This is a genomic window from Sphingopyxis indica (assembly GCF_032879645.1).
GTDB classification, from domain to species: domain Bacteria; phylum Pseudomonadota; class Alphaproteobacteria; order Sphingomonadales; family Sphingomonadaceae; genus Sphingopyxis; species Sphingopyxis indica.
This window is the reverse complement of record NZ_CP076394.1, coordinates 3,647,964-3,673,380: the sequence shown is the minus strand read 5'-3', so window position 1 is coordinate 3,673,380 and position 25,417 is coordinate 3,647,964. Positions and strand designations below refer to the sequence as shown.

The 25,417-nt window shown below is 67.2% G+C and carries 26 protein-coding genes and 1 pseudogene; 11 read left to right on the top strand and 16 right to left on the bottom strand.

The features are described from left to right. Positions 1-210: 210 nt before the first annotated feature. Positions 211-1,962 carry a fatty acyl-AMP ligase gene (locus KNJ79_RS17305; protein ID WP_089215354.1) on the bottom strand — a complete coding sequence of 584 codons (1,752 nt, stop codon included), beginning with the start codon at positions 1,960-1,962 and terminating at the stop codon, positions 211-213. 192 nt (positions 1,963-2,154) lie between these two features. Between KNJ79_RS17305 and KNJ79_RS17300 the strand changes: the two genes are divergently transcribed. The 6 genes and pseudogenes from KNJ79_RS17300 to KNJ79_RS17275 form a co-directional block, all read left to right on the top strand. Continuing rightward, entirely contained in the window at positions 2,155-2,718 is a 564-nt protein-coding gene (locus KNJ79_RS17300; RefSeq protein ID WP_317152013.1) for a regulatory protein RecX, read from the top strand. A gap of 191 nt (positions 2,719-2,909) precedes the next feature. Further along, positions 2,910-3,371: a DUF192 domain-containing protein gene (locus KNJ79_RS17295; RefSeq protein WP_317152012.1), complete on the top strand. Its 462-nt coding sequence runs from the start codon at positions 2,910-2,912 to the stop codon at positions 3,369-3,371. Between the two features lie 83 nt (positions 3,372-3,454). Next, on the top strand, positions 3,455-3,769 hold the full coding sequence (locus KNJ79_RS17290; protein WP_317152011.1) for a type II toxin-antitoxin system RelE/ParE family toxin: 315 nt from the start codon (positions 3,455-3,457) through the stop codon (positions 3,767-3,769). Then, complete coding sequence (locus KNJ79_RS17285; RefSeq protein WP_317152010.1) at positions 3,766-4,053, top strand: helix-turn-helix domain-containing protein; 288 nt, start codon at positions 3,766-3,768, stop codon at positions 4,051-4,053. Before KNJ79_RS17290 ends, KNJ79_RS17285 begins: the two co-directional genes overlap by 4 nt. A 185-nt stretch (positions 4,054-4,238) precedes the next feature. Further along, on the top strand, positions 4,239-4,625 hold the full coding sequence (locus tag KNJ79_RS17280; protein ID WP_089215356.1) for an NADH:ubiquinone oxidoreductase subunit NDUFA12: 387 nt from the start codon (positions 4,239-4,241) through the stop codon (positions 4,623-4,625). A 173-nt stretch (positions 4,626-4,798) separates the two neighbouring features. Next, positions 4,799-5,035, top strand: a pseudogene (locus KNJ79_RS17275) (DUF2155 domain-containing protein); the annotation flags it as partial. A 35-nt stretch (positions 5,036-5,070) separates the two neighbouring features. Here KNJ79_RS17275 and aat read toward each other — a convergent pair. Both aat and KNJ79_RS17265 read right to left on the bottom strand, forming a co-directional pair. Further along, complete coding sequence (aat, locus tag KNJ79_RS17270; protein ID WP_317152009.1) at positions 5,071-5,823, bottom strand: leucyl/phenylalanyl-tRNA--protein transferase; 753 nt, start codon at positions 5,821-5,823, stop codon at positions 5,071-5,073. Positions 5,824-5,855: 32 nt separating this feature from the next. Continuing rightward, positions 5,856-6,680 carry a class I SAM-dependent methyltransferase gene (locus KNJ79_RS17265; RefSeq protein WP_317152008.1) on the bottom strand — a complete coding sequence of 275 codons (825 nt, stop codon included), beginning with the start codon at positions 6,678-6,680 and terminating at the stop codon, positions 5,856-5,858. Positions 6,681-6,740: 60 nt separating this feature from the next. Between KNJ79_RS17265 and KNJ79_RS17260 the strand changes: the two genes are divergently transcribed. Further along, entirely contained in the window at positions 6,741-6,929 is a 189-nt protein-coding gene (locus KNJ79_RS17260; RefSeq protein ID WP_317152007.1) for a hypothetical protein, read from the top strand. An 89-nt stretch (positions 6,930-7,018) separates the two neighbouring features. Here KNJ79_RS17260 and KNJ79_RS17255 read toward each other — a convergent pair whose 3' ends face one another. The 6 genes from KNJ79_RS17255 to KNJ79_RS17230 form a co-directional block, all read right to left on the bottom strand. Continuing rightward, positions 7,019-8,512, bottom strand: coding sequence for a CpaF family protein (locus KNJ79_RS17255; protein ID WP_089215357.1), 1,494 nt, complete (start codon positions 8,510-8,512; stop codon positions 7,019-7,021). Positions 8,513-8,908: 396 nt separating this feature from the next. Continuing rightward, positions 8,909-9,166 (bottom strand): ATP synthase F1 subunit epsilon, encoded by a 258-nt coding sequence (locus KNJ79_RS17250; RefSeq protein ID WP_089215358.1) that lies wholly within the window; start codon positions 9,164-9,166, stop codon positions 8,909-8,911. 145 nt (positions 9,167-9,311) lie between these two features. Continuing rightward, a complete protein-coding gene (atpD, locus tag KNJ79_RS17245) occupies positions 9,312-10,850 on the bottom strand; it encodes a F0F1 ATP synthase subunit beta (RefSeq protein ID WP_089215359.1) in 1,539 nt (512 codons plus the stop codon). Between the two features lie 14 nt (positions 10,851-10,864). Beyond that, positions 10,865-11,740, bottom strand: coding sequence for a F0F1 ATP synthase subunit gamma (locus tag KNJ79_RS17240; protein ID WP_089215360.1), 876 nt, complete (start codon positions 11,738-11,740; stop codon positions 10,865-10,867). Positions 11,741-11,834: 94 nt separating this feature from the next. After that, the gene (gene atpA, locus KNJ79_RS17235; protein WP_317152006.1) at positions 11,835-13,364 is read right to left on the bottom strand and encodes a F0F1 ATP synthase subunit alpha; all 1,530 of its coding nucleotides are present in this window, start codon (positions 13,362-13,364) and stop codon (positions 11,835-11,837) included. A gap of 38 nt (positions 13,365-13,402) precedes the next feature. Then, on the bottom strand, positions 13,403-13,969 hold the full coding sequence (locus KNJ79_RS17230) for a F0F1 ATP synthase subunit delta (protein ID WP_317152005.1): 567 nt from the start codon (positions 13,967-13,969) through the stop codon (positions 13,403-13,405). A gap of 211 nt (positions 13,970-14,180) precedes the next feature. On the opposite strand from KNJ79_RS17230, the gene KNJ79_RS17225 reads away from it, so the two are divergent. Further along, positions 14,181-14,906: a dienelactone hydrolase family protein gene (locus KNJ79_RS17225; protein WP_317152004.1), complete on the top strand. Its 726-nt coding sequence runs from the start codon at positions 14,181-14,183 to the stop codon at positions 14,904-14,906. Positions 14,907-14,990: 84 nt separating this feature from the next. Here KNJ79_RS17225 and KNJ79_RS17220 read toward each other — a convergent pair whose 3' ends face one another. Genes KNJ79_RS17220 through KNJ79_RS17205 form a run of 4 tightly spaced genes read right to left on the bottom strand, consistent with a single transcriptional unit; the run spans position 14,991 to position 17,695 of the window. Continuing rightward, a complete protein-coding gene (locus KNJ79_RS17220; RefSeq protein ID WP_317152003.1) occupies positions 14,991-15,584 on the bottom strand; it encodes a lambda-exonuclease family protein in 594 nt (197 codons plus the stop codon). 15 nt (positions 15,585-15,599) lie between these two features. After that, positions 15,600-15,887: a type II toxin-antitoxin system RelE family toxin gene (locus KNJ79_RS17215; protein WP_317152002.1), complete on the bottom strand. Its 288-nt coding sequence runs from the start codon at positions 15,885-15,887 to the stop codon at positions 15,600-15,602. Beyond that, positions 15,874-16,122, bottom strand: a complete 249-nt coding sequence (locus KNJ79_RS17210) for a type II toxin-antitoxin system Phd/YefM family antitoxin (RefSeq protein WP_089215365.1) — start codon at positions 16,120-16,122, stop codon at positions 15,874-15,876. Before KNJ79_RS17210 ends, KNJ79_RS17215 begins: the two co-directional genes overlap by 14 nt. 31 nt (positions 16,123-16,153) lie before the next feature. Further along, positions 16,154-17,695: a S1C family serine protease gene (locus KNJ79_RS17205; protein WP_317152001.1), complete on the bottom strand. Its 1,542-nt coding sequence runs from the start codon at positions 17,693-17,695 to the stop codon at positions 16,154-16,156. Between the two features lie 102 nt (positions 17,696-17,797). Here KNJ79_RS17205 and KNJ79_RS17200 point away from each other — a divergent pair, with 102 nt between their 5' ends. Genes KNJ79_RS17200 through KNJ79_RS17190 form a run of 3 tightly spaced genes read left to right on the top strand, consistent with a single transcriptional unit; the run spans position 17,798 to position 20,057 of the window. Further along, on the top strand, positions 17,798-18,268 hold the full coding sequence (locus KNJ79_RS17200) for a DUF1203 domain-containing protein (protein WP_317152000.1): 471 nt from the start codon (positions 17,798-17,800) through the stop codon (positions 18,266-18,268). Then, entirely contained in the window at positions 18,265-19,299 is a 1,035-nt protein-coding gene (gene ada, locus KNJ79_RS17195; protein WP_317151999.1) for a bifunctional DNA-binding transcriptional regulator/O6-methylguanine-DNA methyltransferase Ada, read from the top strand. Before KNJ79_RS17200 ends, ada begins: the two co-directional genes overlap by 4 nt. After that, on the top strand, positions 19,296-20,057 hold the full coding sequence (locus tag KNJ79_RS17190) for an isocitrate lyase/PEP mutase family protein (protein WP_317151998.1): 762 nt from the start codon (positions 19,296-19,298) through the stop codon (positions 20,055-20,057). Before ada ends, KNJ79_RS17190 begins: the two co-directional genes overlap by 4 nt. A gap of 138 nt (positions 20,058-20,195) precedes the next feature. On the opposite strand, the gene KNJ79_RS17185 is transcribed toward KNJ79_RS17190, so the two are convergent. From KNJ79_RS17185 to KNJ79_RS17175, 3 genes are all read right to left on the bottom strand, one after another. Beyond that, positions 20,196-21,791 carry an alpha/beta hydrolase gene (locus KNJ79_RS17185; RefSeq protein WP_317151997.1) on the bottom strand — a complete coding sequence of 532 codons (1,596 nt, stop codon included), beginning with the start codon at positions 21,789-21,791 and terminating at the stop codon, positions 20,196-20,198. Between the two features lie 50 nt (positions 21,792-21,841). Then, positions 21,842-24,010 carry a primosomal protein N' gene (locus KNJ79_RS17180; RefSeq protein ID WP_317151996.1) on the bottom strand — a complete coding sequence of 723 codons (2,169 nt, stop codon included), beginning with the start codon at positions 24,008-24,010 and terminating at the stop codon, positions 21,842-21,844. 317 nt (positions 24,011-24,327) lie between these two features. Further along, entirely contained in the window at positions 24,328-25,413 is a 1,086-nt protein-coding gene (locus KNJ79_RS17175) for a PepSY-associated TM helix domain-containing protein (protein WP_317151995.1), read from the bottom strand. Positions 25,414-25,417: the final 4 nt, after the last annotated feature.

Sequence of the window (25,417 nt, the reverse complement as noted above, 5' to 3'; positions counted from 1 at the left end):
ACGATCGCCGGTCTAGCGCGTCGGGGTTACCCGAAGGTAACCATGCCCCTCTGGCGGCGAGAAATTTTCGTGCCGCCGCGGGACGGGTTGGGGGCAACGAGTCCACCCCTCCTCTGAAGAGGAGGGGCTTATTATGACCGCAACCGAATGCGCCTGCCAGCTTTACCACCCGCCTGCGCGGGGGCGACGACCGCTATTGCCGCCCGCCCCCTAAGCCGCGATCGCGAAGGGCTGGATCTCGCCCGCCAGATATTGGGCGCGCGCCTTCGAGCGGCTGAGCTTGCCCGAGCTGGTGCGCGGCAGGGTGCGCGGCGGGATCAGTTCGACGAGGCAGTTCATGCCGGTGATCGCGCGCACGCGGTCGCGGATCGCCTCGCGCAGCGCGGCGCGCTCGGCGTCGTCGCTGGTGCGGCACTGGACGAGCACCGCGGGGGTCTCCTCGCCGCCCGGCGCGGTGATCGCGAAGGCGGCGATGTCGCCCGACTTGAAGCCCGGCAGCTGCTCGACCGCCCACTCGATGTCCTGCGGCCAGTGATTCTTGCCGTTGATGATGATCATGTCCTTGGCGCGGCCGACGATATAGACATAGCCGTCCGACATATAGCCCATGTCGCCGGTATCGAGCCAGCCGTCCGCCATGCACGCGGCGGTCGCTTCGGGGTCGCGGTAATAGCCGGTCATCAGCGACGGGCCGGTACACCAGACCTTGCCGACGGTCTGGTCGGGAAGGACGCGCCCATTCTCGTCGCGGACCTCGACGATCATGTCCTTGACCGGCCGGCCGCAGTTGACGATCGCGCGATAGCGGGTCGGCCGGTCGGCGTCGCCCGCGGCGCCCGACAGCTCGGTTTCCTCGACCAGTTCGACGACGATGCCCTCGCCCGGCGGCATGATGCTGACCGCGAGGGTCGCTTCGGCGAGGCCGTAGCTCGGCAGGAAGGCGCTCGCCTTGAAGCCCGCATCGGCGAAGGCGTCGACGAAGCTCTGCATCACGTCGGGGCGGATCATGTCGGCGCCATTGCCCGCGACGCGCCAGCGCGACAGGTCGAAGCGTTCGGCGACATTGGTCTGGCTCGAAATGCGGCGCGCGCAAATGTCATAGCCGAAGGTCGGCGAATAGCTGAGTGTCGTGCCCTGATTGCGGCTGATGAGGTCGAGCCAGGCGAGCGGGCGGCGGGCGAAATCCTCGGTCTTCAGATAATCGACCGACACCTGGTTGGCGACCGGCGACAGAAGGCAGCCGACGAGCCCCATGTCGTGATACCAGGGCAGCCAGCTGACGCAGCGGTCGCTGTCCTGCAGTTCCATGCCGTGCGAATGCGCCGACAGATTGTTGAGCAGCGCGCCATGGGTCACCGCGACGCCGTGCGGGAAGCGCGTCGAGCCGCTGCTATATTGCAGATAGCAGGTCTCGTCGGTCTTTTGCGGCGGCAGCGCGGCGATCGGCGCGGCGCGCGTCGCAAAGGCGCTCCAGTCGATCGGCTCGACGCCCTTCGCCTCGGCCGCCTCGCTCGCCATCGCGGCGATTTCGGGCGGGAAGAAGAGCATTTTGGGGTCGCAGCTCGCGAGCTGGACGCTGAGCTGGCCGACATAGGATTCGCGCCCGCCGAAGCTCGTCGGCAGCGGCAGCGGCACCGGCCAGGCGCCGGCATAGATGGTGCCGAAGAAGAGCGCGGCGAATTCGGGCCCGGTCTCGGCGATCAGCGCGATGCGGTCGCCCGGCTGGACGCCCGCGGCGATCAGCCGATAGGCGGCGACGAGCGCATCGTCCTTGAGCTCGCGATAGCTGTAGGCGCGCACGAGACGCCCGCGCGGATCGTGGAAATTGAGCCCGCGGCTGCCTTGCGCCGCATATTCGAGCGCTTCGCCGACGGTGGCGAAATCCGAAAAGCGGCGCGGCTGCGCGCATTCGGTGGGCGTGGGGACGAGTTCGTCCGGTGCGACGTTGTTTTTTTCGGTCATAAGGGGTGCAAAGTCCCGGAAAGCGGGGGTCGCGGCAACACGCATGTCATCTTTCGTGGCCATGTCTGCGCTCGTCGATCCCTTGCAAGTGGAACAAATCGGCCATTTCGGGCCTTCAGTGGAGGTGCTGATACCCGATATGGCGGCGCTGGTCGTTCTCAATCAGGCCCGACTGTGGCATAAACATGGCATATGGCCAATCGCCGTCCTTCATCGCGCAGAACCCTCGATGCGGCGCGGCTCCACGAACTGGCGCTCGCCTATGTGGCGCGATTCGCGACCAGCCGCGCGAAACTGGGGCGCTATCTCTCTCGAAAGATAGGCGAATCCGAGTGGACGGACCCGCGTGACGCCATGGCGGCGTGCGCCGAAATCGTCGCGAAAATGGACCAGCTCGGCTTTGTCGACGACCGCCAATATGCCGCGATGCGCGGCGCGGCGATGACGCGGCGCGGGCTCGGCGCGCGGCGGATCAAGGCGCAGCTGTGGGTCGACGGGATCGACGAGGCCGACGCGGGCGACGCGATGGAGAGCGCCGCCGCGGCCGCGCTGGGGTCGGCATTGGGCTTCGCGCGGCGGCGGCGTTTCGGCCCGTTCGCGGCGGCGCGCGCCGACGATCCGGGCCTGCGCGAAAAGCAGGTCGCCGCCTTCGTGCGCGCGGGGCACGCGCCGGGGCTCGCGCGGCGGATTCTGGCCATTGCGCCTGGCGACGCGGACGCGCTCGCGGCGCTGGACGCCGAGATGGCGGTCGATTAGCGCGATTTGCTTTCGACCTGGCCCGCTTCCCCGAGCGAAGACGAGGGGCTCGTTCGAGCGAAGCGAGAACCAGCGGCGGCGTTGCCTCGGCTTCGCTCGGCAATGCCCCTCGTCTTCGCTCGGGGAAGCGGATTGATTGGTTTTCCGCAATTCGCTCTAAGCAGGGTCTGTCTTCGGGGAAGGAATTGATCATGCGCGCAGTCTTCACCGCTCTCGCCCTGTCGCTCGCGGCGCCGCTGGCGTCCTGTTCGGGCGGCGCCGATGCCGCCGCCGATAGCGCGCAGACGATCCCGCTGACGATCGCGGCGGCCGACGGCAAGACGCACCGCTTCACCGTCGAGGTCGCGCGCAGCGAGGAGGAACAGCGCAAGGGGCTGATGTTCCGCACCGACCTGCCCGCGGGCACGGGGATGCTCTTTCCCTTTCCCAAGCCCAAGATCGCGAGTTTCTGGATGAAGAACACGCTGATCCCGCTCGACATGATCTTCATCCGCAGCGACGGCAGCATCGACCGCATCGCCGAAAACACCATCCCCGAATCGCTCGAGCCCGTGGTCAGCGGCGGCGAGGTCGCGGCGGTGCTCGAGGTCGCGGGCGGCACCGCGGCCGAACTGGGGCTCGACGAGGATGCGAAGGTGAAGTGGGCGGACTGAGCCGTCGGGCACGCGCGCCAGAGCTATGCGGCTCTGCCGCACTTTTTCTTGCATAATGTGCGGCAATGCCGTATAGAATTGCTATGCAAACGGTCGTCGAGACTCCCGAATATCTCTCCGCAGCGAGGAAGGCCGGGATGACCGACATCGAACGCGAATATGCGGTGACGTTCCTCGCGAGCAATCCCGACGCTGGCGACGTAATGCCGGGCACGGGCGGATGTCGCAAGGTCCGCATCGCCAAGGAAGGCAAGGGCAAGTCGGGTGGCTATCGGGTCATCACCTATTATTCGACGGCCGATCAGCCCGTGTTCCTGTTGACCGTCATATCGAAGGGCCAGCAGGCGAATTTGACGGAAGCTCAGAAGAATGAGCTTCGGAAAGGAAAAGGACGATGAACGAGGAAGATTTTGCGAGCCTCAAGCGGGGACTCGCGCAGGTGGAAGAATTCAAGGCCGGCGCGCGTAAGGGATTCGGCGTCCACCAGCCTGTCGATGTCAAGGCGATCCGCAGCAAGACCAAGCTGTCGCAGGCGGTTTTCGCGAAAACACTACACATCAGCAAGGCGACGGTTCAGGATTGGGAACAAGGTCGGCGATCGCCCGACGGCCCGGCGCGGACGCTGTTGGGGATGGTCGACGCCGATCCCGAGGCGGCCATGACGCTTCTGGCAAAGGTCTGATCCAGACCGGCGCCCGCGCGCACCCTTCGTGCCTTCGTGCCTTTGTGTGAGGCCATTTTTTCTTACGCGAAGGCAGCAAGGCGCAAAGAAGAAGCGCGCCAATGGCGGATGGACCATCGTTCACCGGATTCGCCGTGACGATTCATATTGCGAAGCGCGCGGGCTTGCGGGTAAACGCGGCGGCCATGAGCATATTGGCCAAGATTTTCACCTGGTGGGACGGCGCGACCGTCGGGACGCTGCTGAACAGCTGGAAGAATGGCGAGCAGGTCGGCGAGGACGGCCTCGGCAACCGCTATTTCCGTTCGCGCGACGGCAAGCGCCGCTGGGTGCTCTACAAGGGATCGAACGATGCGAGCCGCGTGCCGCCCGAATGGCACGGCTGGCTGCACGGCACCTTCGACGAACTGCCGTCCGAGGTGCTGCCCGCGCCGCGTCCGTGGCTCGCCGAGCCGACGCCCAACCTGACCGGCAGCCTTGGCGCCTATCGTCCGGCGGGCGCGCTCGAACGCGGCGGCCATCGCGCCGCGGCGACCGGCGACTATGAGGCCTGGCGGCCCGGCGCCGAGTGAGCCGCGCGGTGCCGCGCCTGCCCGTTTCCGCGCTCGCCGCGTTCGTCGCCGCGAGCCTCTTGACCGGTTGCGACCGGACCGGCGGCGAGGGCGGCGGCGCATCGAAGGCGCCCGCGATCGAGCGCAGCGGCGACGTCCCGCGCGAGGTCGGCGGGATCGAGGGCGCGACGCCGATGGAAGAGCGCGTCGCGATGCTCGGCCTGCTCAACAAGCGCAACGGCATCGTTCAGGAGCTGGAGATGAAGCCCGGCGACACGGCGCGCGTCGGCCGCGCGATCGTGCGCCTGCGCGCGTGCGAGACGACCGCGCCGTGGGAAGCGCCGCCCGAGACCGGCGCCTTCGTCCAGCTGACCGTGCAGGACCAGCGCGACGACAAATGGTATCGCGTCTTTTCGGGCTGGCTGTTCAAGGAGCGACCCGACCGCAATGTGATCGAGCATCCGATCTATGACGTGTTCGTCAAAAGCTGTGCGATGACATATCCGGGCGGCGAGCCCGTCGAAACGCCCGCATCGCGTCCGGCGGCGCCCAAGGCGTCGAGCGCGCCCCAGTCGCCGGCGACGAACGGCGGCGAGGGGAGTTCGGAGGCGGCGACCCCGGCGCCGGCGCCCGTCCCTTCGTCCGCGCCCAAGGCGGCGCCGTCCGCGGACGACAGCACCGAATAGAGCCGCGCGAGATAGTCGGCCTGCGGGATTTCGACCGCGCCGAGGCTGGCGAGATGCGGGGTGAGAAACTGGCAGTCGAGCAATTGCCAGCCGCCCGCGATCAGCCGCGCGACGAGATGCGCGAGCGCGACCTTCGATGCGTCGCGCGTGCGGCTGACCATCGATTCGCCGAAGAAGGCGCGCCCGAGCGAGACGCCGTAAAGGCCGCCGACGAGTTGCCCATCCTGCCAGCACTCGATGCTGTGCGCATGGCCGAGGCGAAAGAGCCGCGCATAGCTCGCCTCGATCAGCGGGTTGATCCACGTCGTCGGCCGGTCGGGCGCGGGCTCCGCGCACAGCGCCATCATCCGGGCGAAGGCGGTGTCGGTGGTGACGCGAAAGCGGTCGGAGACGATGACCTTTTTCAGGCTGCGCGACAGGCGGAAGCCATCGAGCGGCAGGATCGCGCGCAGCCGCGGTTCGACCCAATGCACCGACGGGTCGTCGGCCCCGTCGGCCATCGGGAACAGCCCCTGCGCATAGGCACTGAGCAATAGCGCGGGGTCGATCGTGTCCGGATGCTTCGTCAGCTTGCGGGCTTCACGAATTTCAGCGTCATGCGGTCCGATTCGCCGATCGCCTGATATTTGGCCTTGTCGACATCCTTGTTCGTCAGCGTCGGCGGCAGCGTCCACACGCCCTTTTCATAATCGTGCGTATCCCTGGGGTTCGCATTGACGTCGCTCTCGCCGGCGAGCTTGAAGCCCGCGGCCTCGGCAAAGCCGACGATCGACGAGCGCTTCATATAGCCGCTCTTTTCCTCGAGCGCCGAATCCATGTCTTCGGGCAGGCGATGGTCGACGACGCCGAGCGTGCCGCCGGGTTTGAGCATCGCATAGATCTGCCTGAAGGCTTCGGCCGTGTTGTCGGTGCCCGCGAAGCGCCAGTTGTGGACGTTGCGGAAGGTCAGCACGACATCGGCGCTGCCGTCGGGCACCTTCGCGCCGCCCTTGTTCGGAAATTCGGCGAGCTTGACCGCGCCATAGACGTCGGGCTTGCCCGCCTGCCACGCCTCGATCGTCTTGAGCCGGCCTTCGGGGGCCGCGGCATAGAGCGTGCCGCCGCCGGCCCGGGTCAGCGGCGCGAGGATTTCGGTGTACCAGCCGCCGCCGGGCCACAGCTCGACCACCGTGTCGCCGGGCTTCACCCCGAAAAAGGCGAGCGTTTCGGCGGGGTGGCGATAAGTGTCGCGCGCCGTGTTCGCGGGCGTGCGGCTCGGCGCGGCGACCGCGGAAGCGATCGGATCGGCGGCGGCCGCGCTCTCGCCGGCGTTCGCCTTGTCGGGCGATGCGCTGCACGCAGCGGAAAGCGCGATCAGCGCGGCACTTGCAACAAGGGGGTAAGCACGCATATCGGGCACCTCGCGAAATGGGGGGATGACGCCCGCCATAGTGCGGAGGGAAGGGCCCGGATGCAAGTGTCCATGCTGTCGGTGAGTATCGCCGCGGCCACGCTCTTCGTGCTGGCCGAAGTGGCCGACTGGCGCCGCCGCAACCGCCGCGACGTCGACGACGTCGGCTTCATGCCGTGGCGCGCGATCGCGATGCTGTCGGTCGCGGTCGCGCTATCGAGCGCGGCGGTGTGGTTGCATCAGGGCTGACATAGGTCGGAATCGTCATTGCTTCACTTCGCTCGCGATGACGAGGTGCGTCAATCGAACATCGTCATGCGCTGGGGCGACGGTTCCGGTCAGAGGCACGCCTCGAGGAACGGCTGGTCGAAGCCGAACTGACGCGCCTTTTCGAGCGTATAGGGGCGCAGGCCCATCGCGCGATATTCGCCGACGATCTTGCCGTCCTTGTCCTCGTCGAGATATTCGAACTTGAAGAGTTCCTGGGTGACGATGACGTCGCCTTCCATGCCGATCACTTCGGTGACGTTGGTGACGCGGCGCGAGCCGTCGCGCAGGCGCTTGATCTGGACGATCAGATCGACCGAATCGGCGATCTGCTTCGAGATCGCTTCCTTCGGGATCTTGATGTCGCCCATCAAGACCATATTCTCCATACGGCCGAGGCATTCGCGCGGGCTGTTCGAGTGGAGCGTACACATCGAGCCGTCGTGACCCGTGTTCATCGCGGCGAGCAGGTCGAAACATTCGGCGCCGCGAACCTCGCCCATGATGATGCGGTCGGGCCGCATACGCAGGGCGTTCTTCACAAGGTCGCCCATGTGGATCGCGCCGTTCCCTTCAAGGTTGGCGGGGCGCGTTTCGAGCGGCAGCCAGTGCGGCTGCTGCAGGCGAAGCTCGGCGGCGTCCTCGATCGTCAGCACGCGCTCGCCGGGGTCGATCATCTTGGAGAGGGCGTTGAGCATCGTCGTCTTGCCCGAGCCGGTGCCGCCCGAGATGACGATGTTGAAGCGGCTGGCGCCCGCGATCTTGAGCGCGGTACACATCTTCTGGCTCATCGCGCCCCACTGGCAGAGCATGTCGAGCGTGATCGGCTTGGCCGAGAATTTACGGATCGAGATCGCGGTGCCGCGCAGGCTCAGCGGCGGCACGATCACGTTGACGCGGCTGCCATCCTTGAGGCGTGCGTCGGCGAGCGGGGTGGTCTGGTCGACGCGGCGGCCGACCTGGTTGCAGATGCGCTGCGCGATCTGGAACAGATGCTGTTCGTCGCGGAACTGGATCGGCGCGATGACGAGCTGGCCCTTGCGCTCGACATAGGTCTGATAGGGGCCGTTGACCATGATGTCGCTGATGTCGGGGTCGGCGAGCAATTCCTCGAGCGGGCCGAAACCCAGGAGCTCGTCGACGAGCACCTTTTCGAGCGCGAACTGCTCGCGGCGGTTGAGGGTGATGCGCAGCTCGGCGAGCACTTCGAGGATGATCGGGCGGAATTCCTCGGTCAGCTCGTCCTTCGACAGCGTCGCCGCGGCTTCGGGGTCGACGCGTTCGAGCAGGCGCGGCAGCACCTGTTCCTTGATCTTGTGGACGCTCGCTTCGAAACCCTGCGCCTTTTCGGGCTCCATCGCCTCGGCGGTCGAGCGCGCGTTGAGCCGGTCCATCGCTTCCATCTCGGGCGCGCCTGCGGCCGGCGACGCCTCGTTGGCGGGCGGGGCGGTGTCGATCGCGGGAAACTGGCTTCCGCCGGCGGCGCCGGGGCCGCCCTGCATCGGCTTCGCGACGCCAAAGGCGGGGCGGCCTGCGGTTCCGGGGCGGCGTCCGAATGCACTCATCGCTTCATCCTGCTTTGATTCGGTCTGGGCAGGGAATGCGCGGCTTTCACCGACGAACCCCCATCAAGCAGGGTGAATAAAAGGGAAACTTTGATAATCTCCTAATGGCGGGAGCGGAGCGGGCGCGGTCGGACGGCCGAGTGGGCGGGCGAAGGGGCCGCTATCGACCGGTTGCGGACGCTCCGCATTTCATAACCTTGTCATTCCCGCGAAAGCGGGAATCCAGAGCGTGCGTCGGCTGGCTCCGCACCGGATTCCCGCTTTCGAGGGAATGACGAAGAGAGAGAGGGAGGGCCGTTTCCCACCCCAATCCGACCAATTCTCCCGGATGACATGGCCGCCACGAAAAAGGGGGCCGAAACCCCCTTTTGACGCCCAAGCGCGGATAGCCGCGCGTCAGCTTGCGATATGTTCGGCGAGGACGGTGAGGCCCGCTTCGTTCACTTCGGCGAAGCCGCCTTCGACCTCGATCGTTTCGGGCTCGCCGCCCTGGCGGTCATAGATGGTCAGCGGGCCGTTGCGCAGCGTCGCCATGAAGGGCGCGTGGCCTTCGAGCACCGAGAAATCGCCCTCGCTGCCCGGCACGGTGACCATATAGACGTCGCTCGACCGTTCGAGGCGGGCGGGGGTTACGAGTTCGAACTTCAGGGCCATGTCGTCTATTCCTATAGACCCTCCCCTTGAGGGGAGGGTGGGGGGCCATCGGCGTGGCGCTGCCGTTCAGACCCACCCCGCTGCGACTAGCCGGCAAGCCGGCAAGTCTCGCTGCCCCTCCCCTGAAGGGGAGGGGTTTGGGTTATTACGCTTCCTCGGCCAGCTTCGCGGCCTTGGCGACGGCTTCGTCGATACCGCCGACCATGTAGAAGGCGGCTTCGGGCAGATGGTCATATTCGCCGTCGACCACCGCCTTGAACGATTTGATCGTGTCTTCGATCTGCACGAACTTGCCGGGGATGTTGGTGAACACCTCGGCGACGTGGAAGGGCTGCGACAGGAAGCGCTGGATCTTGCGCGCGCGGGCGACGGTGAGCTTATCTTCTTCCGAAAGCTCGTCCATGCCGAGGATCGCGATGATGTCCTGCAGCGACTTGTACTTCTGCAGCGTTTCCTGAACGCGGCGCGCGGTGTCGTAATGCTCCTGACCGACGACGCGCGGTTCGAGGACGCGGCTGGTCGAATCGAGCGGGTCGACCGCCGGATAGATGCCGAGTTCCGAGATCGCGCGATTGAGCACGGTCGTCGCGTCGAGGTGGGCGAAGCTGGTTGCCGGCGCCGGGTCGGTCAAGTCGTCCGCGGGGACGTAGATCGCCTGCACCGAGGTGATCGAGCCCTTGGTGGTCGAGGTGATGCGTTCCTGCAGCGCGCCCATGTCGGTCGACAGCGTCGGCTGATAGCCCACCGCCGACGGGATGCGGCCGAGCAGCGCCGACACTTCCGAACCCGCCTGCGTGAAGCGGAAGATATTGTCGACGAAGAAGAGCACGTCCTGCCCTTCCTGATCGCGGAAATATTCGGCCATGGTGAGGCCCGAGAGCGCGACGCGGGCACGCGCGCCCGGCGGCTCGTTCATCTGGCCGAACACCAGCGCCACCTTCGACCCGTCGGGGGTCGGGTTGCCGTCGGCATCCTTGGCGATGACGCCGGCGTCGAGGAACTCGTGATAGAGGTCGTTGCCTTCGCGCGTGCGCTCACCGACGCCCGCGAACACCGACACGCCGCCGTGGCCCTTGGCGATGTTGTTGATGAGTTCCTGAATGAGCACGGTCTTGCCGACGCCGGCGCCGCCGAACAGGCCGATCTTGCCGCCGCGCGCATAGGGCGCGAGCAGGTCGATGACCTTGATGCCGGTGACGAGGATCGCGGCCTCGGTCGACTGGTCGACGAATTCGGGCGCGTCGGCGTGGATCGGCGCGGTCATTTCGGCGTTCACCGGGCCGCGTTCGTCGATCGGATCGCCGATGACGTTCATGATGCGGCCGAGCGTCTTGGGACCGACGGGGACCGAGATCTGCGCGCCGGTGTCGACCACCGCCTGGCCGCGGGTCAGCCCCTCGGTCGCGTCCATCGCGATGGTGCGGACGGTGTTCTCGCCGAGGTGCTGCGCGACTTCGAGGACGAGGCGGTTGCCGCCATTGTCGGTTTCGAGCGCGTTCAGAATCGCGGGCAGTTCGCCGTCGAACTGGACGTCGACGACGGCGCCGATGACCTGCGCGATGCGGCCGGTGCCGGCGGCGGTCGCGGCCGGCGTGGTCGCGGCGGCCTTCTTCGGCGCAGCCGGCTTCTTCGGCGCGGCCTTTTTGGCGGGAGCCTTCTTTTCAGGGGCGGGTGCGGTGGCCATGTGCTTCTTCCTGCTTACAGCGCTTCGGCGCCGGAAATGATTTCGACGAGTTCGGTGGTGATCGCGGCCTGACGGCTGCGGTTATACTGGATGGTCAGCTTGTTGATCAGGTCGCCCGCGTTGCGCGTGGCGTTATCCATCGCGGTCATCGAGGCGCCCTGCTCCGACGCGGCGTTTTCGAGCAGGCCCTTGAAGACCTGTATCGTGACGTTGCGCGGCAACAGGTCGGCGAGGATTTCTTCCTCGCCCGGCTCATATTCGACCGCCGCGCCGCTGGAGGCCGGGGCCTCTTCGGGCGCGGGGACGGGGATCAGCTGCTGTCCGGTCGCTTCCTGAACGAGCGCCGAGCGGAACTTCGAATAGAAGAGGTGCGCGACGTCGAACGCGCCGGCTTCGTAAAGCTCCATCACCTTCGCGGCGATTTCGTGCGCCTGGTCGAAGCCGATGTCGCGGATGCCGGTGGTGTCGTAATTCTCGTTCGTCTGGCCGGGGAACAGCCGGTTGATCACCGGGCGGCCCTTGCGGCCGACGAGGAAGAAGATGACCTTCTTGCCCGCCGCCTGCAACTCCAGCGCCTTGTCGCGCGCGGCCTTGACGATGTTCGAGTTGAACGCGCCGGCAAGCCCGCGGTCGCTGTTGAGCACGAGCAGCAGGTGCGTGTCGCTCTTGCCGGTGCCCGAAAGCAGCGCGGGGGCGCTGTCGGCGGCGCCGACCTTCGACGCGAGGCTCGCGACGACGCCTTCCAAGCGCTCGGCATAGGGGCGCGCGGCTTCGGCGGCCGCTTGCGCCTTGCGCAGCTTTGCGGCGGCGACCATCTTCTTGGCCTTGGTGATCTTCTGGGTCGATTTGACCGAGTTGATCCGCCCTTTGAGTTCCTTCAGACTGGCCATAAGTCCCGTCTTTTACCTTTGTTTCGTCACCCCGGCGAAGGCCGGGGTCTTACCGTCGAGATCCCGGCCTTCGCCGGGATGACGAGGTGGGTGTTTACGCGAAAATCTTGGCGAAGGCGTCGAGCGCCGCGATCAGGCCCTTCTTGGCGTCGTCGCCGAGATCCTTGGTGTCGCGGATCGTCTTCAGCACTTGCGGGTGGTCGCTGCGCAGATAGGCGAGCATCCCCGCTTCGTAGCGCGTGACGTCGCCGACCGCGACGCTGTCGAGATAGCCGTTGGTGCCGGCGAAGATTGACGCGGTCTGTTCCTCGAACGGCATCGGCTGGAACTGCGGCTGCTTCAGAAGCTGCGTCAGGCGCGCGCCGCGGTTGAGGAGCTTTTGCGTCGCGGCGTCGAGGTCCGAGCCGAACTGCGCAAAGGCTTCCATCTCGCGATACTGCGCGAGCTCGAGCTTGATCGAGCCCGACACCTTCTTCATCGCCTTGGTCTGCGCGGCCGAGCCGACGCGGCTGACCGAGAGGCCGACGTTGATCGCGGGACGGATGCCCTGATAGAAGAGGTTGGTTTCGAGGAAGATCTGGCCGTCGGTGATCGAAATCACGTTGGTCGGAATATAGGCCGACACGTCGCCCGCCTGCGTTTCGATGATCGGCAGCGCGGTGAGCGAGCCCGAGCCATTGTCGGCGTTCATCTTCGCCGCGCGCTCGAGCAGGCGGCTGTGCAGGTAGAAAACGTCGCCGGGATAGGCTTCGCGGCCCGGCGGGCGGCGGAGCAGCAGCGACATCTGGCGATAGGCGACCGCCTGCTTCGACAAATCGTCATAGACGATCACGGCGTGCATGCCGTTGTCGCGGAAGAACTCGCCCATCGTCACGCCGGTGTAAGGCGCGAGATATTGCAGCGGCGCGGGCTCCGAGGCGGTCGCGGCGACCACGATCGAATATTCCATCGCGCCATTTTCTTCGAGCTGGCGGACGATCTGCGCGACGGTCGAGCGCTTCTGGCCGACCGCGACATAGATGCAATAGAGCTTCTTCGATTCGTCGTCGCCCTTGTTGACCTCCTTCTGGTTGATGAAGGTGTCGATCGCGACGGCGGTCTTGCCGGTCTGGCGGTCGCCGATGATCAGCTCGCGCTGGCCGCGGCCGACCGGGACGAGCGCGTCCAATGCCTTGAGGCCGGTCTGGACGGGTTCGTGGACCGACTGACGCGGGATGATCCCCGGCGCCTTGACCTCGACGCGCATCCGCTTGTCGGCCAGAATCGGCCCCTTGCCGTCGATCGGGTTGCCGAGGCCGTCGACGACGCGGCCGAGCAGGCCCTTGCCGACGGGGACGTCGACGATCGTGCCGGTGCGCTTGACGGTGTCGCCTTCCTTGATCTCCGAGTCCGACCCGAAGATCACGATGCCGACATTGTCGGCCTCGAGGTTGAGCGCCATGCCCTTCACGCCATTGGCGAATTCGACCATCTCGCCGGCCTGGACATTGTCGAGGCCGTGGACGCGGGCGATGCCGTCACCGACCGAGAGCACGGTGCCGATTTCGCTGACCGTGGCGTCGGTGCCGAAATTGGCGATCTGATCCTTGATGACCTTGCTGATTTCAGCGGCGCGGATTTCCATTATTCAGCCTTTCGTCGGGGCATTGGGCGTGCGGGCTTTCAGCCCTTCATCGCCTGGGCGAAACTGTTGAGACGGGTACGGATGCTGCCGTCGATCAGCTGGCTGCCCAGCTGGACGACGAGGCCGCCGAGGATGGCGGGATCGAGATGCGCCTGAATCTGGACGTCGCGGCCGACGCGCGTCTTCAGATTGGCGGCAAGCTCCTTAAGCTGCGCGGCGCTGAGCGGGTGGGCGCTCGTGACCTGCGCGGTCACTTCGCCGCGGTGTGCGGCGACGATCGCGTCATAGGCGTCGATCATCGCGGGCAGCTCGGCGAGGCGGCGGTTTTCGGCGAGGACGCCGAGGAACTTCGCGGTGAGCGGGTCGAGCTTCATCGCCCTGGCGACCGCGTCGATCGCCTTTTCGGCGTCGGCGCGGCTGATCACCGGGCTTTGGGTCAGCGTCCTGAGGTCGGCCGATTCGGTCAGGCCCGCGCGCAGGGCCGACAGGCTGGCCGCGACGGCGTCGATCTGATTCGATTCGCGGGCGAGGTCGAACAGCGCGACCGCATAGCGGCCCGCGAGGCCCGCCGTGATGTTGCCCTGAATGCCGCCGGAATTCTCCACGCGCGAAAGTCCTTCTCTTCGATCCCTGGGGGGGATGGCTGCGCGGATTTTTCCGGTCTCCGAAGACACCCCCGCTGCAAAGTCGGGGCGCGCGTAGCAACGATTTTGCAGCAATGCAAGGCGGCGGGAAGGACTCGCGGTGCGCCTTTCCTCACCCCGTTCGCGCCGAGGTTGTCGAAGTGCGCTTCTTTCTTCAAAACCGCCGCGAGGAATGAGGGGCTTCGACACGCGCGGTCCCAACGGCGAAGAGGAACAGGACATGGGCGAGATGATCCGGATGACGATGGACGATGGGGCCGAAATCGCGGTCTATCACGCCATGCCGGAGGGCGAGCGCCGCGGCGGGCTGGTGCTGATTCAGGAGATTTTCGGAGTCACCGATCATATCCGCGAGCTGTGCGACGACTATGCCGCCGATGGCTATGAGGTGCTGTCCCCCGCGCTGTTCGACCGCGAGCATCCGGGGTTCGAGAGCGACTATTCGGGGCCGCAGTTCGAGCGTGCGGTGCAGCTGGCGCGCGAGCTTCATCCCTTCGAGCAGAGCCTGAAGGATGCGCAGACCTGCATCGACGCGCTCAAGGGTCGCGGCCCCGTCTTCATCACCGGCTATTGCTACGGCGGGTCGGTCGCGTGGCGGATGGCGCAGATCAGCCCCGACCTCGCCGCCGCGTCGGCCTATTACGGCAGCCTCGTCCCGACGACGTTCGGGGACGCGGCGCCGCAATGCGCGACGATCGCCCATTTCGGCCGCTTCGACGCGGGCATCCCGATGGAAGGCGTCGAAGCGCTGATCGCGAAGGATCATCCGACCGCGCAGATCTTCGTCTATGAGGCGGGGCACGGCTTCAACAGCGACCGCCGCAAGGATTATCACGAAGCGAGCGCCGACCTCGCCAAAGAGCGGACGCTGATGCTGTTCGAGGCGTGCGGGGGGTAGAGCGAATTTCGAACAAAAGCTGTGCGCTCCCGCCTTCGCGGGGATACACGAGCCTATCAAATCTTTGGTCAAAAACGATCATGCTCAAGGCATTTCGGAGAGCGCCTTCAGCACATCCGCCTCGATGGCGCTCCAGAACCGATATTCGCTGTCGATCATTCTGCGGATATAGGGCTCGTCGCGCGGCACTTCGATGAGCAGCGGCTGTTTGCCGGGCAGGTAGCACCAGAAGTCGATCGCGTCGCAGCCCGAGACGGCGAGCGCATGTTGCAACTGCCCATAATAATAGCGCGGCACCGCGCGGTGGCGGCTGGCCGTCCGATAGGCCGATTCGCCGCATTTGATCTCGACCAATATCCGGTGTTCGGCGCAGATGCCGTCGAGGCTCGCGCGCATCCACGGGCGCGCCCGGCTCTGGATGCATCGCGGGCTGACCTCGACCTTTCGCCGGTCGCAATACAGGGCTCTGGCGGCGGGCTCCAGCGCGGTGCCGCGCGCCATCGCCGCATTGACGGGGCGGCTCCCATGCGGCCGCAATTTCTCGTGCCGCAACGCGGCGGGCGATTTCCAGGGGTTTTCGCGCATGATCGCCGGCGCGTCGGATGCGCCGATGCCGCCGGCCCGCCATTTCAGCCAGTCCGCATTGCCTTGGTCGAGGTCGACGATGTCAAAGGGCATGACGGGGATCGAAGGTCAAAGCCGGCGGGCCGCGGCTTTATAGGCCTCGTCGCGCTCGCGTTTGCCGATCGCGACGACGGCGACGATCAGTATGTCGTCTTCGACCTGATAGATGAGCCGGTAACCCGCTGACCGCAGCTTGATCTTGTAGCAATGCGCAAGGCCGTGCAGCCGGACCGAAGCGACGTGCGGATGCTCCAGCCGTTGCTGAAGCTTCTTGCGGAATTGCGAGCGGATCGTGCTGTCCAGCCTGTCCCATTCCTTCTTCGCGTCTTCGAAGAATTCGAGCTTATAGGTCGTCAATGTCGACCCTGATCCGTTTCTGGCCCTGACGCTGGCGGACGATCTCAGCGAGCCGCAGATCGTCGAGGGTCTCCAGTATCTCTTCCCAAGCGTCGGCGGGGACCAGATAGGCTTCGGGCGTGTTGCGGTTGAGAATTGCCACCGGGGCGCCTTCCGCAGCACGGATCGCGGCCGACGGGTTTTTCTTGAGTTCCGAAATACTGATGCCGAAATCGGCGAGAAGCGGTTTTCCCATGACCTGTTAATAGGTCTTTTAACTGGTCATGTCAACGCCGTGCGACCTGCTGGCACCGATAGACCAGCCGCTCGTTCGGGGTCGGCGGCAGTACCGCCTTCACCGCGTCCTGCTGCGTCGTGAAGGCGGCGAGTGCTTGCGCGTCGGCGGTGCAGCCCTTGATGTCCGATGCGGCGCGGATCTCGCGCGCCTTCGCCATCGTTTCGGCATCGAGCAGATAGCGTTCGACGCGATATTCGCGCGCCTCGGGGTCGATCGAGGCGATCGTCACCGTCGCCTCCTCATTGGGCACCAGGATGCGCTGCCAGCGCCCGTCGGCCCCGCGCGTATATTGGGTGCGGTCGTTGACGCAGCCGCCCTTGGCGAGATCGACCGGGACGTCGTCGGTCGACGAGACGGTGATGCGGCTGCGCTCGGGCTCGATCGTGCAGAGGAAATCGCCCGCGGCGACTTCGGGAGTCTCGGTGCCCGCCGCAGGGGATTCGTCGGCTTCATCTGCCAGATCCGACAGATCGGCGTGCGCGTCGGGGCGGGTGAGGAAGAGGATCGCCGCGATCAGGATCAGCGCGCCGCCGCCGCCGCCCGCGATCTTCGCATTGCGCAGCTTTTGCTGATTGTAGAAGAGCAGCCCCGCGCCGGCGCCGAGCGCGCCGAGCACGAACAGCACCCCGGCGATCGCGATGCGATTCTCGCGCGCCGACAGCGCGGCATCGTTCGCGCGCTGGAGCTTCAGCTCGCGCTCGAGCTCAGCCTTCGCCTCTTTCTGCGCGGTGGCGGCGGCTTCGGCACGCGCTTCGGCATCGGTCAGCGCGCGGTCGCGCGCTGCGGCTTCGGCCATCGTCAGACAGGAGGTGCCGACGCTGCGATATTCCTGCCGCGAATCGCTGAGGAAGCGGCCGACTTCGGGCACCGAGATCGCGAAGGCGAAGGGCGAATCGCCATCGTCGGCGCGGGTGATCGCGGTGTTGATCCCGACGATGCGGCCGCACTGGTCGACGAGCGGTCCGCCCGAATTGCCGCGCGAGATCTTCGCGGTGTGGACGAGCATCGCGACGCCGTCGACCGACTGGCGGTTCGACATATTGCCCTCGCTGCGCACCGGCGTGCGCGGGGTGATATAGTCGGCCGCGCTGCGCGCGGTCGCGAGATCGACGTTGCCGGGGTAGCCCAAGGCAACGACGTCGGCCCCCGATTCGAGCGGGCCGGTGTAGATCGCCGCGGCGGGAACGCGGCCTTCGGTCATTTCGACGAGCGCGAGGTCGCGGGTCGTGTCGATCGCGATCAGCTTGCCCGCATAGCTTTTCTGCCCCTCTGACGGGACGATTCCGAGCGCGACATTCTGCGGATATTTGGCCGCCGATTCGACGACATGCGCGTTGGTCAGGATGCGCGTCGGGGTGATCGCGATGCCGCTGCCGTGGCCGAAACCGACGACCTCGCCATCGACCATCGCGACGGTGACGACGCGCACGACGCTGCGCGACACGGCGCTGATGTCGTCGGCGGCGCGCGCCGGCATGGCGACGGAAAGGCTGGCAAGGACAAGGGCGAGCAGCGCGATCAGGCGGGTCATGGGCGCGCAGCTTAGAGGCGCGCGCTTTGAACGCAAGCATCGGGACGCGCGCGAAGGCGGGGCATGGCAACAGGGGGGCGGACGAATGAAAGGACGTGTTTGATGACCTATGCGATCACCGGGCTCGACCCCGAGCCCTTTGCACCGCTGTTCGAGATGAGCGATGCCGAACTGGCGGCGCGCGGCGCGCGGCGCGTCACTGCCGATGCCGACCGCGGCTTTCCGTGCCGCATCAGCCTGGAAGATGCGCGCGCCGGCGAGGAGCTGATCCTGCTCCACCATGTCAGCCACGACGTCGAAACCCCCTATCGCAGCGCCTATGCCATCTATGTTCGGCAGGGCGTCGCGGCGGGGACGTGGCGCGACGCGGTGCCGCCGGTGTTCGAGGGCCGCCCGCTCGCGCTGCGCGCCTTCGGCATCGACGGTATGCTGCGCAGCGCCAGGCTCGCGGCGCCGGGCGAGGCCGACCGTGCGATCCGCGACCTGTTCGCCGACGATGCGATTGCCTATATCGACGCGCATAATGCGGCGCACGGCTGCTTCGCGGCGCGGGTCGAAAGGGACGCGGCATGAGCTTCGAGACGATGACCGACGATCAATGCTGGGCGGTGATGCAGCGCCGCGACAAGGCCTTTGACGGGCGCTTCATAGTCGGCGTGCTCACCACCGGCATCTATTGCCGCCCGAGCTGCGCCGCGCGCCAGCCGCTGCGCGCGAATGTCCGCTTCTTTCGCGATGGTGCGGATGCGCGCGCGGCGGGCCTCAGGCCGTGCAAGCGCTGCCTGCCCGACGATGTCGGGCGCGACGAGGCGGCGGTGCTCGCGGCGATCAAGGCGATCCAGACGAGCGAGGAACCGCTCGCGCTCGCCGATCTCGCCGCGCGCACCGGCTATTCGCCGACGCATTTCCAGCGCGTCTTCACCCGCCACACCGGCCTGTCGCCCGCCGCCTATGCCCGCGCGCTGCGCGAGGAACGCGCGCGCGAAGCGCTGAGCGAGGCGGGACGGGTGACCGACGCAATCTATGACGCGGGCTTTTCGGGGCCGTCGCGCTTTTACGAAAATATGGAGGGACGGATGGGAATGACGGCTTCGGCGTGGGCGAACGGCGGCAAGGGCGCGACGATCCACTGGGCGGTCGTGCCGACGAGCCTGGGCGACATGCTCGTCGCGGCGACCGGCAAGGGCGTGTGCCGCCTCTCCTTCGCCGAGGGACGCGAGGCGCTGGAAGAACGCTTTCCCGCGGCCGAACTGGTCGAGGGCGGCGCCGAATTCGCGGGCCTGCTCAAGCAGGTCGTCGATGCGGTCGAAACCCCCGCGCTCGGCTTCGACCATATTCCGATCGACGTGAAGGGCACCGCCTTTCAGGAAGCGGTGTGGCGCGAGCTGAGGAAAATTCCCGCCGGCGAAACGCGCAGCTATGCCGAGATCGCCGCCGCGGTCGGCAAGCCGAAGGCGGTGCGCGCGGCGGGGAGCGCGAACGGCGCGAACAATGTCGCGGTGCTGATCCCGTGCCACCGCGTCGTGCGCAGCGACGGATCGCTCGGCGGCTATGCCTATGGCCTGCCGATCAAGGAAGAATTGCTGAAGAGAGAGGCCCGATGATGACCGATAAAGTTGCCGAATTTCGAGCTCTGCACGTCCCGGGCGATCCGCTGATCCTCGTCAACATCTGGGATGCGGGGAGCGCGAAGGCGGTCGCCGCGGCGGGCGCGAAGGCAATCGCGACGGGCAGCTATGGCGTTGCCGGGGCGCAGGGGCGCAGCGACGGCGAGGATTTTCCGCTGGAGGATGCGCTCGAGAATCTGCGCCGCATCCTGTCGGTGACCGACCTGCCGGTCACGATCGACATGGAATCGGGCTATGGCGCCGATGCGGCGGCGGTCGGCGTGTCGGTCGGATGTGCCAGGGAGGCCGGCGCGGTCGGGATCAATATGGAGGATCGGCTCCCCGGCGTGACCGAGCTGCTCCCGCTCGCCGAAGCGCAGGCGCGTTATCGCGCGGCGGCGGACAGCGGGATTTTCATCAACGCGCGCTGCGACATGTTTCGCGGGCGCGACGCGGCGAAGGATGGCGAGGCGCTTGTCGCCGCGACGCTCGAACGCGCGCGCGCCTATGCCGATGCCGGGGCGGGATCGCTGTTCGTGCCATTCCTGCTCGATCCCAAATGCGTCGGCGCGATCTGCGACGCCTCGCCGCTGCCGGTCAATATATTGCGCGGCAAGGGCGGCCCGACGCATCGGGAACTGGCGGCGCTCGGCGTCGCGCGGATCAGCCACGGGCATCAACCGTGGGCGGCGGCGATGGCGTGGCTCACCGGGCAGGCGGAACAGGTGCTGGGCGGCGACGAACCCGATTATTGAGCAAGACCCCTTCCGACCCGTTCGTCCTGAGGAGCCATTGAGCCCAGTCGAAATGGCATCTCGAAGGACCATGCGCAACGCCCGGTCCTTCGAGACGGGGCTTCGACAAGCTCAGCCCCTCCTCAGGACGAACGGACTTCAGTTTCCGGGTTTCGCCTCCGGCCGCGCCACCGAATATATTTCCTTCGCGATCGTCTTGAGCAGCGCCATCCGGTCCTCGCCCTCGGCATAGAGGTCGAAATGGGTGCGTTCGGGGACGAAGCGGAACGAGGATTGCGCCCCCAATTCGTCGAGCACCGCCTTCAGCCGCCGCGCCGCGCCGTCGAGGTAGAAGGTGTCGGCGGTGCCGACGATCAGGTGGATCTTGCCGTCGAGGTCGGGCTTCAGCTTCGGCCAGTCGCGCTTGACGATATGCGCGATGTCGTAATGCTCGCGCCACCAGGCCGCGACCGCGGGATCGACCTTGCCGGTCGCGCGATCGAACAGCGGGCAGGGGCGCCCGTCGGGGCAGCGCGGCGAAAAGACCCAGTCGAAGCTCGCGAACTGGCCGCCATAGGCGCCGAGCGCCGCTTCGAGCTGCGCGAACTGCTTCAGCGTCGCGATCACCTTGCCCTTGTCGCGGATCAGCGGCAGCGGCTGGCCATCGGCGCCGACATAGGCGTTGGCGTCCGGCGCGTAGATGTCGATATTGGTGAAGTCGTGGAAATCGCTCGGGTCGGGTGCGGTCGGCCAGGTGCCGCCGAAAATCTTCGGATAGGCGACCTGCAGCCACAGGGTCGACCAGCCGCTCGAACTGTGGCCGGTCAGGAAGCGGCCCGACGCGCGGGCATCCATCCGGTATTTTGCCTCGAGCGCGGGGATCGCTTCGGTGGTCAAGGCCGCCCCCCACGGGCCGTTGTTCGCCGAATCGGCAAATTCGTGCGTTCCGGTCGCGATATGATGGTCGAGGAAAACCCAGATCATCGGCGGCATCTCGCCCTTCGCCATCATCGCCGCGACACCTGCGGCGCTCATCTTCGCGCTATCGAGCGTGCTGCCGAAGCCGCCGTCGGAATAGACGGTCGGATAGCTGCCTTTGCCGTCCGCATAGTCGGGAGGCAGCGCGACCCAGCCCTTGATCGCGGTCGCGCGGCCCGAAAAACCGGTCATCAGCCGCGACGGAATGTCGACCGCCTCGACGCTCTTGAGGCCCATCTCGACATCGGCGCGGCGATTGGCTGGAAGCTGGACAAGTCGGTCCCCGAAACGCTTTGCCGGAAGCTCGCGGTCGAGCGTCAAGGTCGGGATCGGACCGGGCAAGCTCGCTTCGACCACCGCCGAGACGAGATCGCCTGCGCCGCGGCCGCCATAATTATAGTCGTGATTGCGGTCGAACACCGCCTGCAGCCGGTAGGTGCCGGGCGGCAGCTTCGACCAGGGGGTCGGGAAAGCGTCGGCCTCGGTCCCGACGAGCGCGGGTGTGCCTGGCGCCAGATGCGCGACCTCGCGCGCCGCGATCGCGGTGCCGGTGGGATTGAAGGCCGAGGTGTCGACCTCCTCCTGCGCCGGCGCGCCGGGTTCGATCCTTTGCGCAAAGACAAGCAGCCGCCCGCTTGCATCGCCGCCGAGATCCTGTGTTGTAACGACCGGCGCCGCCATCGGCGCGGGATCGGCAAGGACGGCGGCCGGGGCCGAAAGCGCCAGCGCGATGGGGAGGAAAAACGAAAGCGCGCGGCGCGGGGCAAGATCGAGCATGGGTCTGGACCCTAATCAAGGCTTGACTGCTGTAAACCCGAATTGCGGCTCTAAACGAAGCTGTAGGGATCGACGTCGATCGCCAGCCGCGCCTTGGCGGGCCAGTCGATGCGCGCGATCCAGTCGCGGATCGTGCCCTGGAGGTCGAAGCTGCGCGGCGCGTGGAGCAGCAGGCGGAAGCGGTGGCGGCCGCGCAGCATCGCGAGCGGCGCGGGGGCGGGGCCATAGATGGCGAGCCCGTCGGCGGCGGGCGCCTTTTCGCCGAGCCGCTGCGCCACGCCGCGCGCGACCTCGATATCCTCCGACGAGATGACGAGCGCGGCGAAGCGGCCATAGGGCGGCGCGCCGGCATATCTGCGCGCAGCAGCCTCGGCGGCGTAGAAGCCTTCGCGGTCGTTTGCGACGAGCGCCGCCATCACCGGCGCGTCGGGAACGCGCGTCTGGATCAGCACCTCGCCGGGCTTGACCCCGCGCCCCGCGCGCCCCGCGACCTGCGCGATCTGCTGAAAGGTGCGCTCGGACGCGCGCAGATCGCCGCCGTCGAGCCCGAGGTCGGCATCCACCACGCCGACGAGCGTCAGGTTGGGGAAATGATAGCCCTTGGTGACGAGCTGGGTGCCGATGATGATGTCGACCAGCCCGCCCTCGACCGCCTCGACGAATTCGGCGGCTTTCGCGGGCGACCATAAAGTGTCCGAGGTGACGATGGCCGTCCTCGCTTCGGGAAAGCGCAGCGCGACCTCGTCGGCGACGCGCTCGACCCCGGGGCCGCAGGCGACGAGGCTGTCCTCGTCCTCGCATTCGGGGCAGAGGCGCGGCGGCGGCATGACGTGGCCGCAATGGTGGCAGGCGAGGCGGTGGACGAGGCGGTGCTCGACCATCCACGCGGTGCAATTGGGGCACTGGATGCGGTGGCCGCAGGTGCGGCAGAGCGTCAGCGGCGCGAAGCCGCGGCGGTTCAGAAAGAGCAGGCTCTGCTCGCCTTTGCCGAGCCGGCCGGCGAGCGCATCGACGAGCGGCGGCGCGAGCCAGCGGCCGCGGTCGGGCGGGTCGCGGCGCATGTCGATCGCGGCAAGGTCGGGCAGGGTCGCGCCGCCGTAGCGCGCGGGCAGGACGATATGGCGATAGCGCCCCGCTTCGACCTGGGCCAGGCTCTCGAGCGCCGGGGTCGCGCTCGCGAGGATCACCGGCAGCCCCTCGAACGATCCGCGCATCACCGCGACGTCGCGCGCATGATAATGGACGCCATCCTCCTGCTTGAAGCTCGTCTCATGCGCCTCGTCGACGACGATCAGCCCCAGATCGGCATAGGGCAGGAACAGCGCCGAGCGCGCGCCGACGACGATCTTCGCTTCGCCGCTCGCGATCGCGTGCCACGCGCGGCGGCGCTCGGTGGAGCGCAGCCCGCTGTGCCACGGCACCGGCTCGCAGCCGAAACGCGCGGCGAAGCGCGTCAGCATCGGTTCGGTCAGCGCGATTTCGGGGAGCAGCACGAGCGTCTGCTTGCCTGCCTCGACGGCCGCCGCGATCGCCTCCATGTAAACTTCGGTCTTGCCCGATCCGGTGACGCCGTCGAGGAGCAGCGTCTCGAACCTTGCCGCCGCGACGGCATCGCGCAGCTGTCCGGCGGCGGCGGCCTGTTCGTCGGAGAGGTCGGGCGGAGCGAAGGCCGGATCGGGTTCGGGACAGGGCGCGTCGGCCGAAACCTCGACCGCTTCGAGCGCCCCCGCCTGCACGAGCCCGCGGATCACCGCCTCGCTGACCTCGGCCATGGCGGCGAGTTCGCGCACCATGCCCTGCCGCGCGCCGATCCTTTCCAGCGCCACTATGCGCTGCGGCGTCATCCGCGCGGGCAATTCGCCGGTCGCGCGATACTCGACGATCGGGCGGCGCGCGTCGGCGAAGGCGGCGCCGGGCAGCACCATGCGCAGCACCGCGCCGGGGGGCGCGAGATAATAGTCGCTCGTCCATTCGACGAGGCGGCGCAAGGGCGCCCTGATCGGCGGGACGCCCACGATTTCGTAAAGGTTGCGCAGGCGATTGTCGCCGACGGGTTCGGGCGCGCCGAAGCTTGCGTCCTCCCACACCACCCCGCCCATCCGCCGCGGCCCCAGCGGCGCGACGACGACGCTGCCGAGCGGCGCCTCGCTGCCATGGGGCACGCGATAGTCGAGCGGGCCGAGGGCGGCGGTCAAAAGGAGGACGCGGGCGCGGGTCATGGATCGGGCAGGATATAGGCGTGGGAGCAAAATAGGAAAGCGGGGAAGGAAAATGCGCGCAGAGGCGCAGAGGAGGAATGGATAAAGTTCACGCGGAGACGCGGAGGCGCGGAGAGATTGGAGTTGCCGCGAAGCGGCCTTCCTTCTGCGGCGTTGCGATGAACGCCACCGAGGCGCGAGAAAGGGGCCTGTCGGCCCGGATCGTTTCTCCGCGTCTCCGCGTCTCCGCGTGAACCGAACCTTCTGCGCGCTCTGCGGCCTCCTTCGACAAGCTCAGGACGCAGTCTGCGTGAATCCAAAAAAGACGCCCCGACGATTTACGATGGCGCCAGCGCCGCCTTTGCTTGCCGCTTCGCCGGTTTCGGGCGGCGGAACCAGAAGGTCCAGACCGCGAAGCTGCCGAGCATCGTCAGCGACAGGCCTGATACTGTCAGCAGCAGGCGATAGGGCAGGCCGCCGACCTTGCCCGCGTGGAGCGGATAGGCCTTGTTGAACGCCTGCGCGCCCGGCGCCATCGCGAGCGCGTCGCGCGCGCCGAGCAGGCGGCCGGTGGCGGCGTCGAACCACAGCGTCGTGCGGCCATTGGGAAGCCATTCGGCGGGTTGGCGCATCCTGAGGCTGATCGGATCGCCCGCCCCCCGCGGCAGGCTGAGGATGCGGAATTCGGCGGCGGGGAAGCGGCGATGCGCTTCGGCGAGCATCGCGGCATAGCCGGGCTTCGCCGCGAGCGGGCCGCTTTCATATTGGGGCGGCTCCATCGACTTGACCGTCTCGGCGACCGGGCCGAAGGGCGCGACGACACCCATTGCGAAGGGGCGAAAGATCATCATCGTGCCGGTGACGAGCGAGAGCAGCAGCAGCGGCGCGACGACGATGCCGAGGTCGCGGTGATGGGTGACGATCGCGGGACGGCTCATCCGCCTTGGCCACAGCCGCGGGCGAAAGGTCGCGCGCGTGCGCCACCAGAGGATGACGCCCGAGATCACGAAGAACAGCCCGCAAAGCCCCGCGATGCCGATCACCCATTCGCCGCTGTCGCCCGCGAAGAGATGATGGTGAAAGTCGAAGAGCCACAGCTCGGGCCGTCCCCACTGGCTCGCCCAGCGCGCCGCGATTTCGCCCGACTGGTCGGCGTAAAGCCCCGCGCCCTCGCCGAACCGCACCTGATGCAGCCCGAAGCCGTCGCGGGCATAGATGATGCCCTGCGGGGCGCCCGGCAGCGCCATGATCCTTTCGGTCGCGGCGGTGATGCCGGCGAGGTCGGCGCGGAGCGGATCGCCGGCATGCGGCACGCCGATCCACGCGTCCTTGTGGAGCAGGATCGTGCCGCTGAGGCCGAGCAGCGCGAGCAGCAGCCCGATCAGCCCGCCCGTCCAGCGGTGGAGCGTGTCGAGCAGCTTCATCGGC

Excerpts from the sequence above, each read along its gene's own strand:
- KNJ79_RS17185 (WP_317151997.1), bottom strand. The coding sequence starts at position 21,791 with ATGCTCGATCTTGCCCCGCGCCGCGCGCTTTCGTTTTTCCTCCCCATC.
- atpA (WP_317152006.1), bottom strand. The coding sequence starts at position 13,364 with ATGGAAATCCGCGCCGCTGAAATCAGCAAGGTCATCAAGGATCAGATC.
- KNJ79_RS17295 (WP_317152012.1), top strand. The coding sequence starts at position 2,910 with ATGCGCGCAGTCTTCACCGCTCTCGCCCTGTCGCTCGCGGCGCCGCTG.
- KNJ79_RS17260 (WP_317152007.1), top strand. The coding sequence starts at position 6,741 with ATGCAAGTGTCCATGCTGTCGGTGAGTATCGCCGCGGCCACGCTCTTC.
- KNJ79_RS17175 (WP_317151995.1), bottom strand. The coding sequence starts at position 25,413 with ATGAAGCTGCTCGACACGCTCCACCGCTGGACGGGCGGGCTGATCGGG.
- KNJ79_RS17255 (WP_089215357.1), bottom strand. The coding sequence starts at position 8,512 with ATGAGTGCATTCGGACGCCGCCCCGGAACCGCAGGCCGCCCCGCCTTT.
- KNJ79_RS17290 (WP_317152011.1), top strand. The coding sequence starts at position 3,455 with ATGCAAACGGTCGTCGAGACTCCCGAATATCTCTCCGCAGCGAGGAAG.
- KNJ79_RS17285 (WP_317152010.1), top strand. The coding sequence starts at position 3,766 with ATGAACGAGGAAGATTTTGCGAGCCTCAAGCGGGGACTCGCGCAGGTG.
- KNJ79_RS17305 (WP_089215354.1), bottom strand. The coding sequence starts at position 1,962 with ATGACCGAAAAAAACAACGTCGCACCGGACGAACTCGTCCCCACGCCC.
- KNJ79_RS17190 (WP_317151998.1), top strand. The coding sequence starts at position 19,296 with ATGATGACCGATAAAGTTGCCGAATTTCGAGCTCTGCACGTCCCGGGC.
- KNJ79_RS17205 (WP_317152001.1), bottom strand. The coding sequence starts at position 17,695 with ATGACCCGCCTGATCGCGCTGCTCGCCCTTGTCCTTGCCAGCCTTTCC.
- atpD (WP_089215359.1), bottom strand. The coding sequence starts at position 10,850 with ATGGCCACCGCACCCGCCCCTGAAAAGAAGGCTCCCGCCAAAAAGGCC.
- KNJ79_RS17200 (WP_317152000.1), top strand. The coding sequence starts at position 17,798 with ATGACCTATGCGATCACCGGGCTCGACCCCGAGCCCTTTGCACCGCTG.
- KNJ79_RS17240 (WP_089215360.1), bottom strand. The coding sequence starts at position 11,740 with ATGGCCAGTCTGAAGGAACTCAAAGGGCGGATCAACTCGGTCAAATCG.
- KNJ79_RS17210 (WP_089215365.1), bottom strand. The coding sequence starts at position 16,122 with ATGGGAAAACCGCTTCTCGCCGATTTCGGCATCAGTATTTCGGAACTC.
- KNJ79_RS17220 (WP_317152003.1), bottom strand. The coding sequence starts at position 15,584 with ATGCCCTTTGACATCGTCGACCTCGACCAAGGCAATGCGGACTGGCTG.
- KNJ79_RS17280 (WP_089215356.1), top strand. The coding sequence starts at position 4,239 with ATGAGCATATTGGCCAAGATTTTCACCTGGTGGGACGGCGCGACCGTC.
- KNJ79_RS17300 (WP_317152013.1), top strand. The coding sequence starts at position 2,155 with ATGGCCAATCGCCGTCCTTCATCGCGCAGAACCCTCGATGCGGCGCGG.
- KNJ79_RS17250 (WP_089215358.1), bottom strand. The coding sequence starts at position 9,166 with ATGGCCCTGAAGTTCGAACTCGTAACCCCCGCCCGCCTCGAACGGTCG.
- KNJ79_RS17180 (WP_317151996.1), bottom strand. The coding sequence starts at position 24,010 with ATGACCCGCGCCCGCGTCCTCCTTTTGACCGCCGCCCTCGGCCCGCTC.
- ada (WP_317151999.1), top strand. The coding sequence starts at position 18,265 with ATGAGCTTCGAGACGATGACCGACGATCAATGCTGGGCGGTGATGCAG.
- KNJ79_RS17265 (WP_317152008.1), bottom strand. The coding sequence starts at position 6,680 with ATGCGTGCTTACCCCCTTGTTGCAAGTGCCGCGCTGATCGCGCTTTCC.
- KNJ79_RS17225 (WP_317152004.1), top strand. The coding sequence starts at position 14,181 with ATGAGGGGCTTCGACACGCGCGGTCCCAACGGCGAAGAGGAACAGGAC.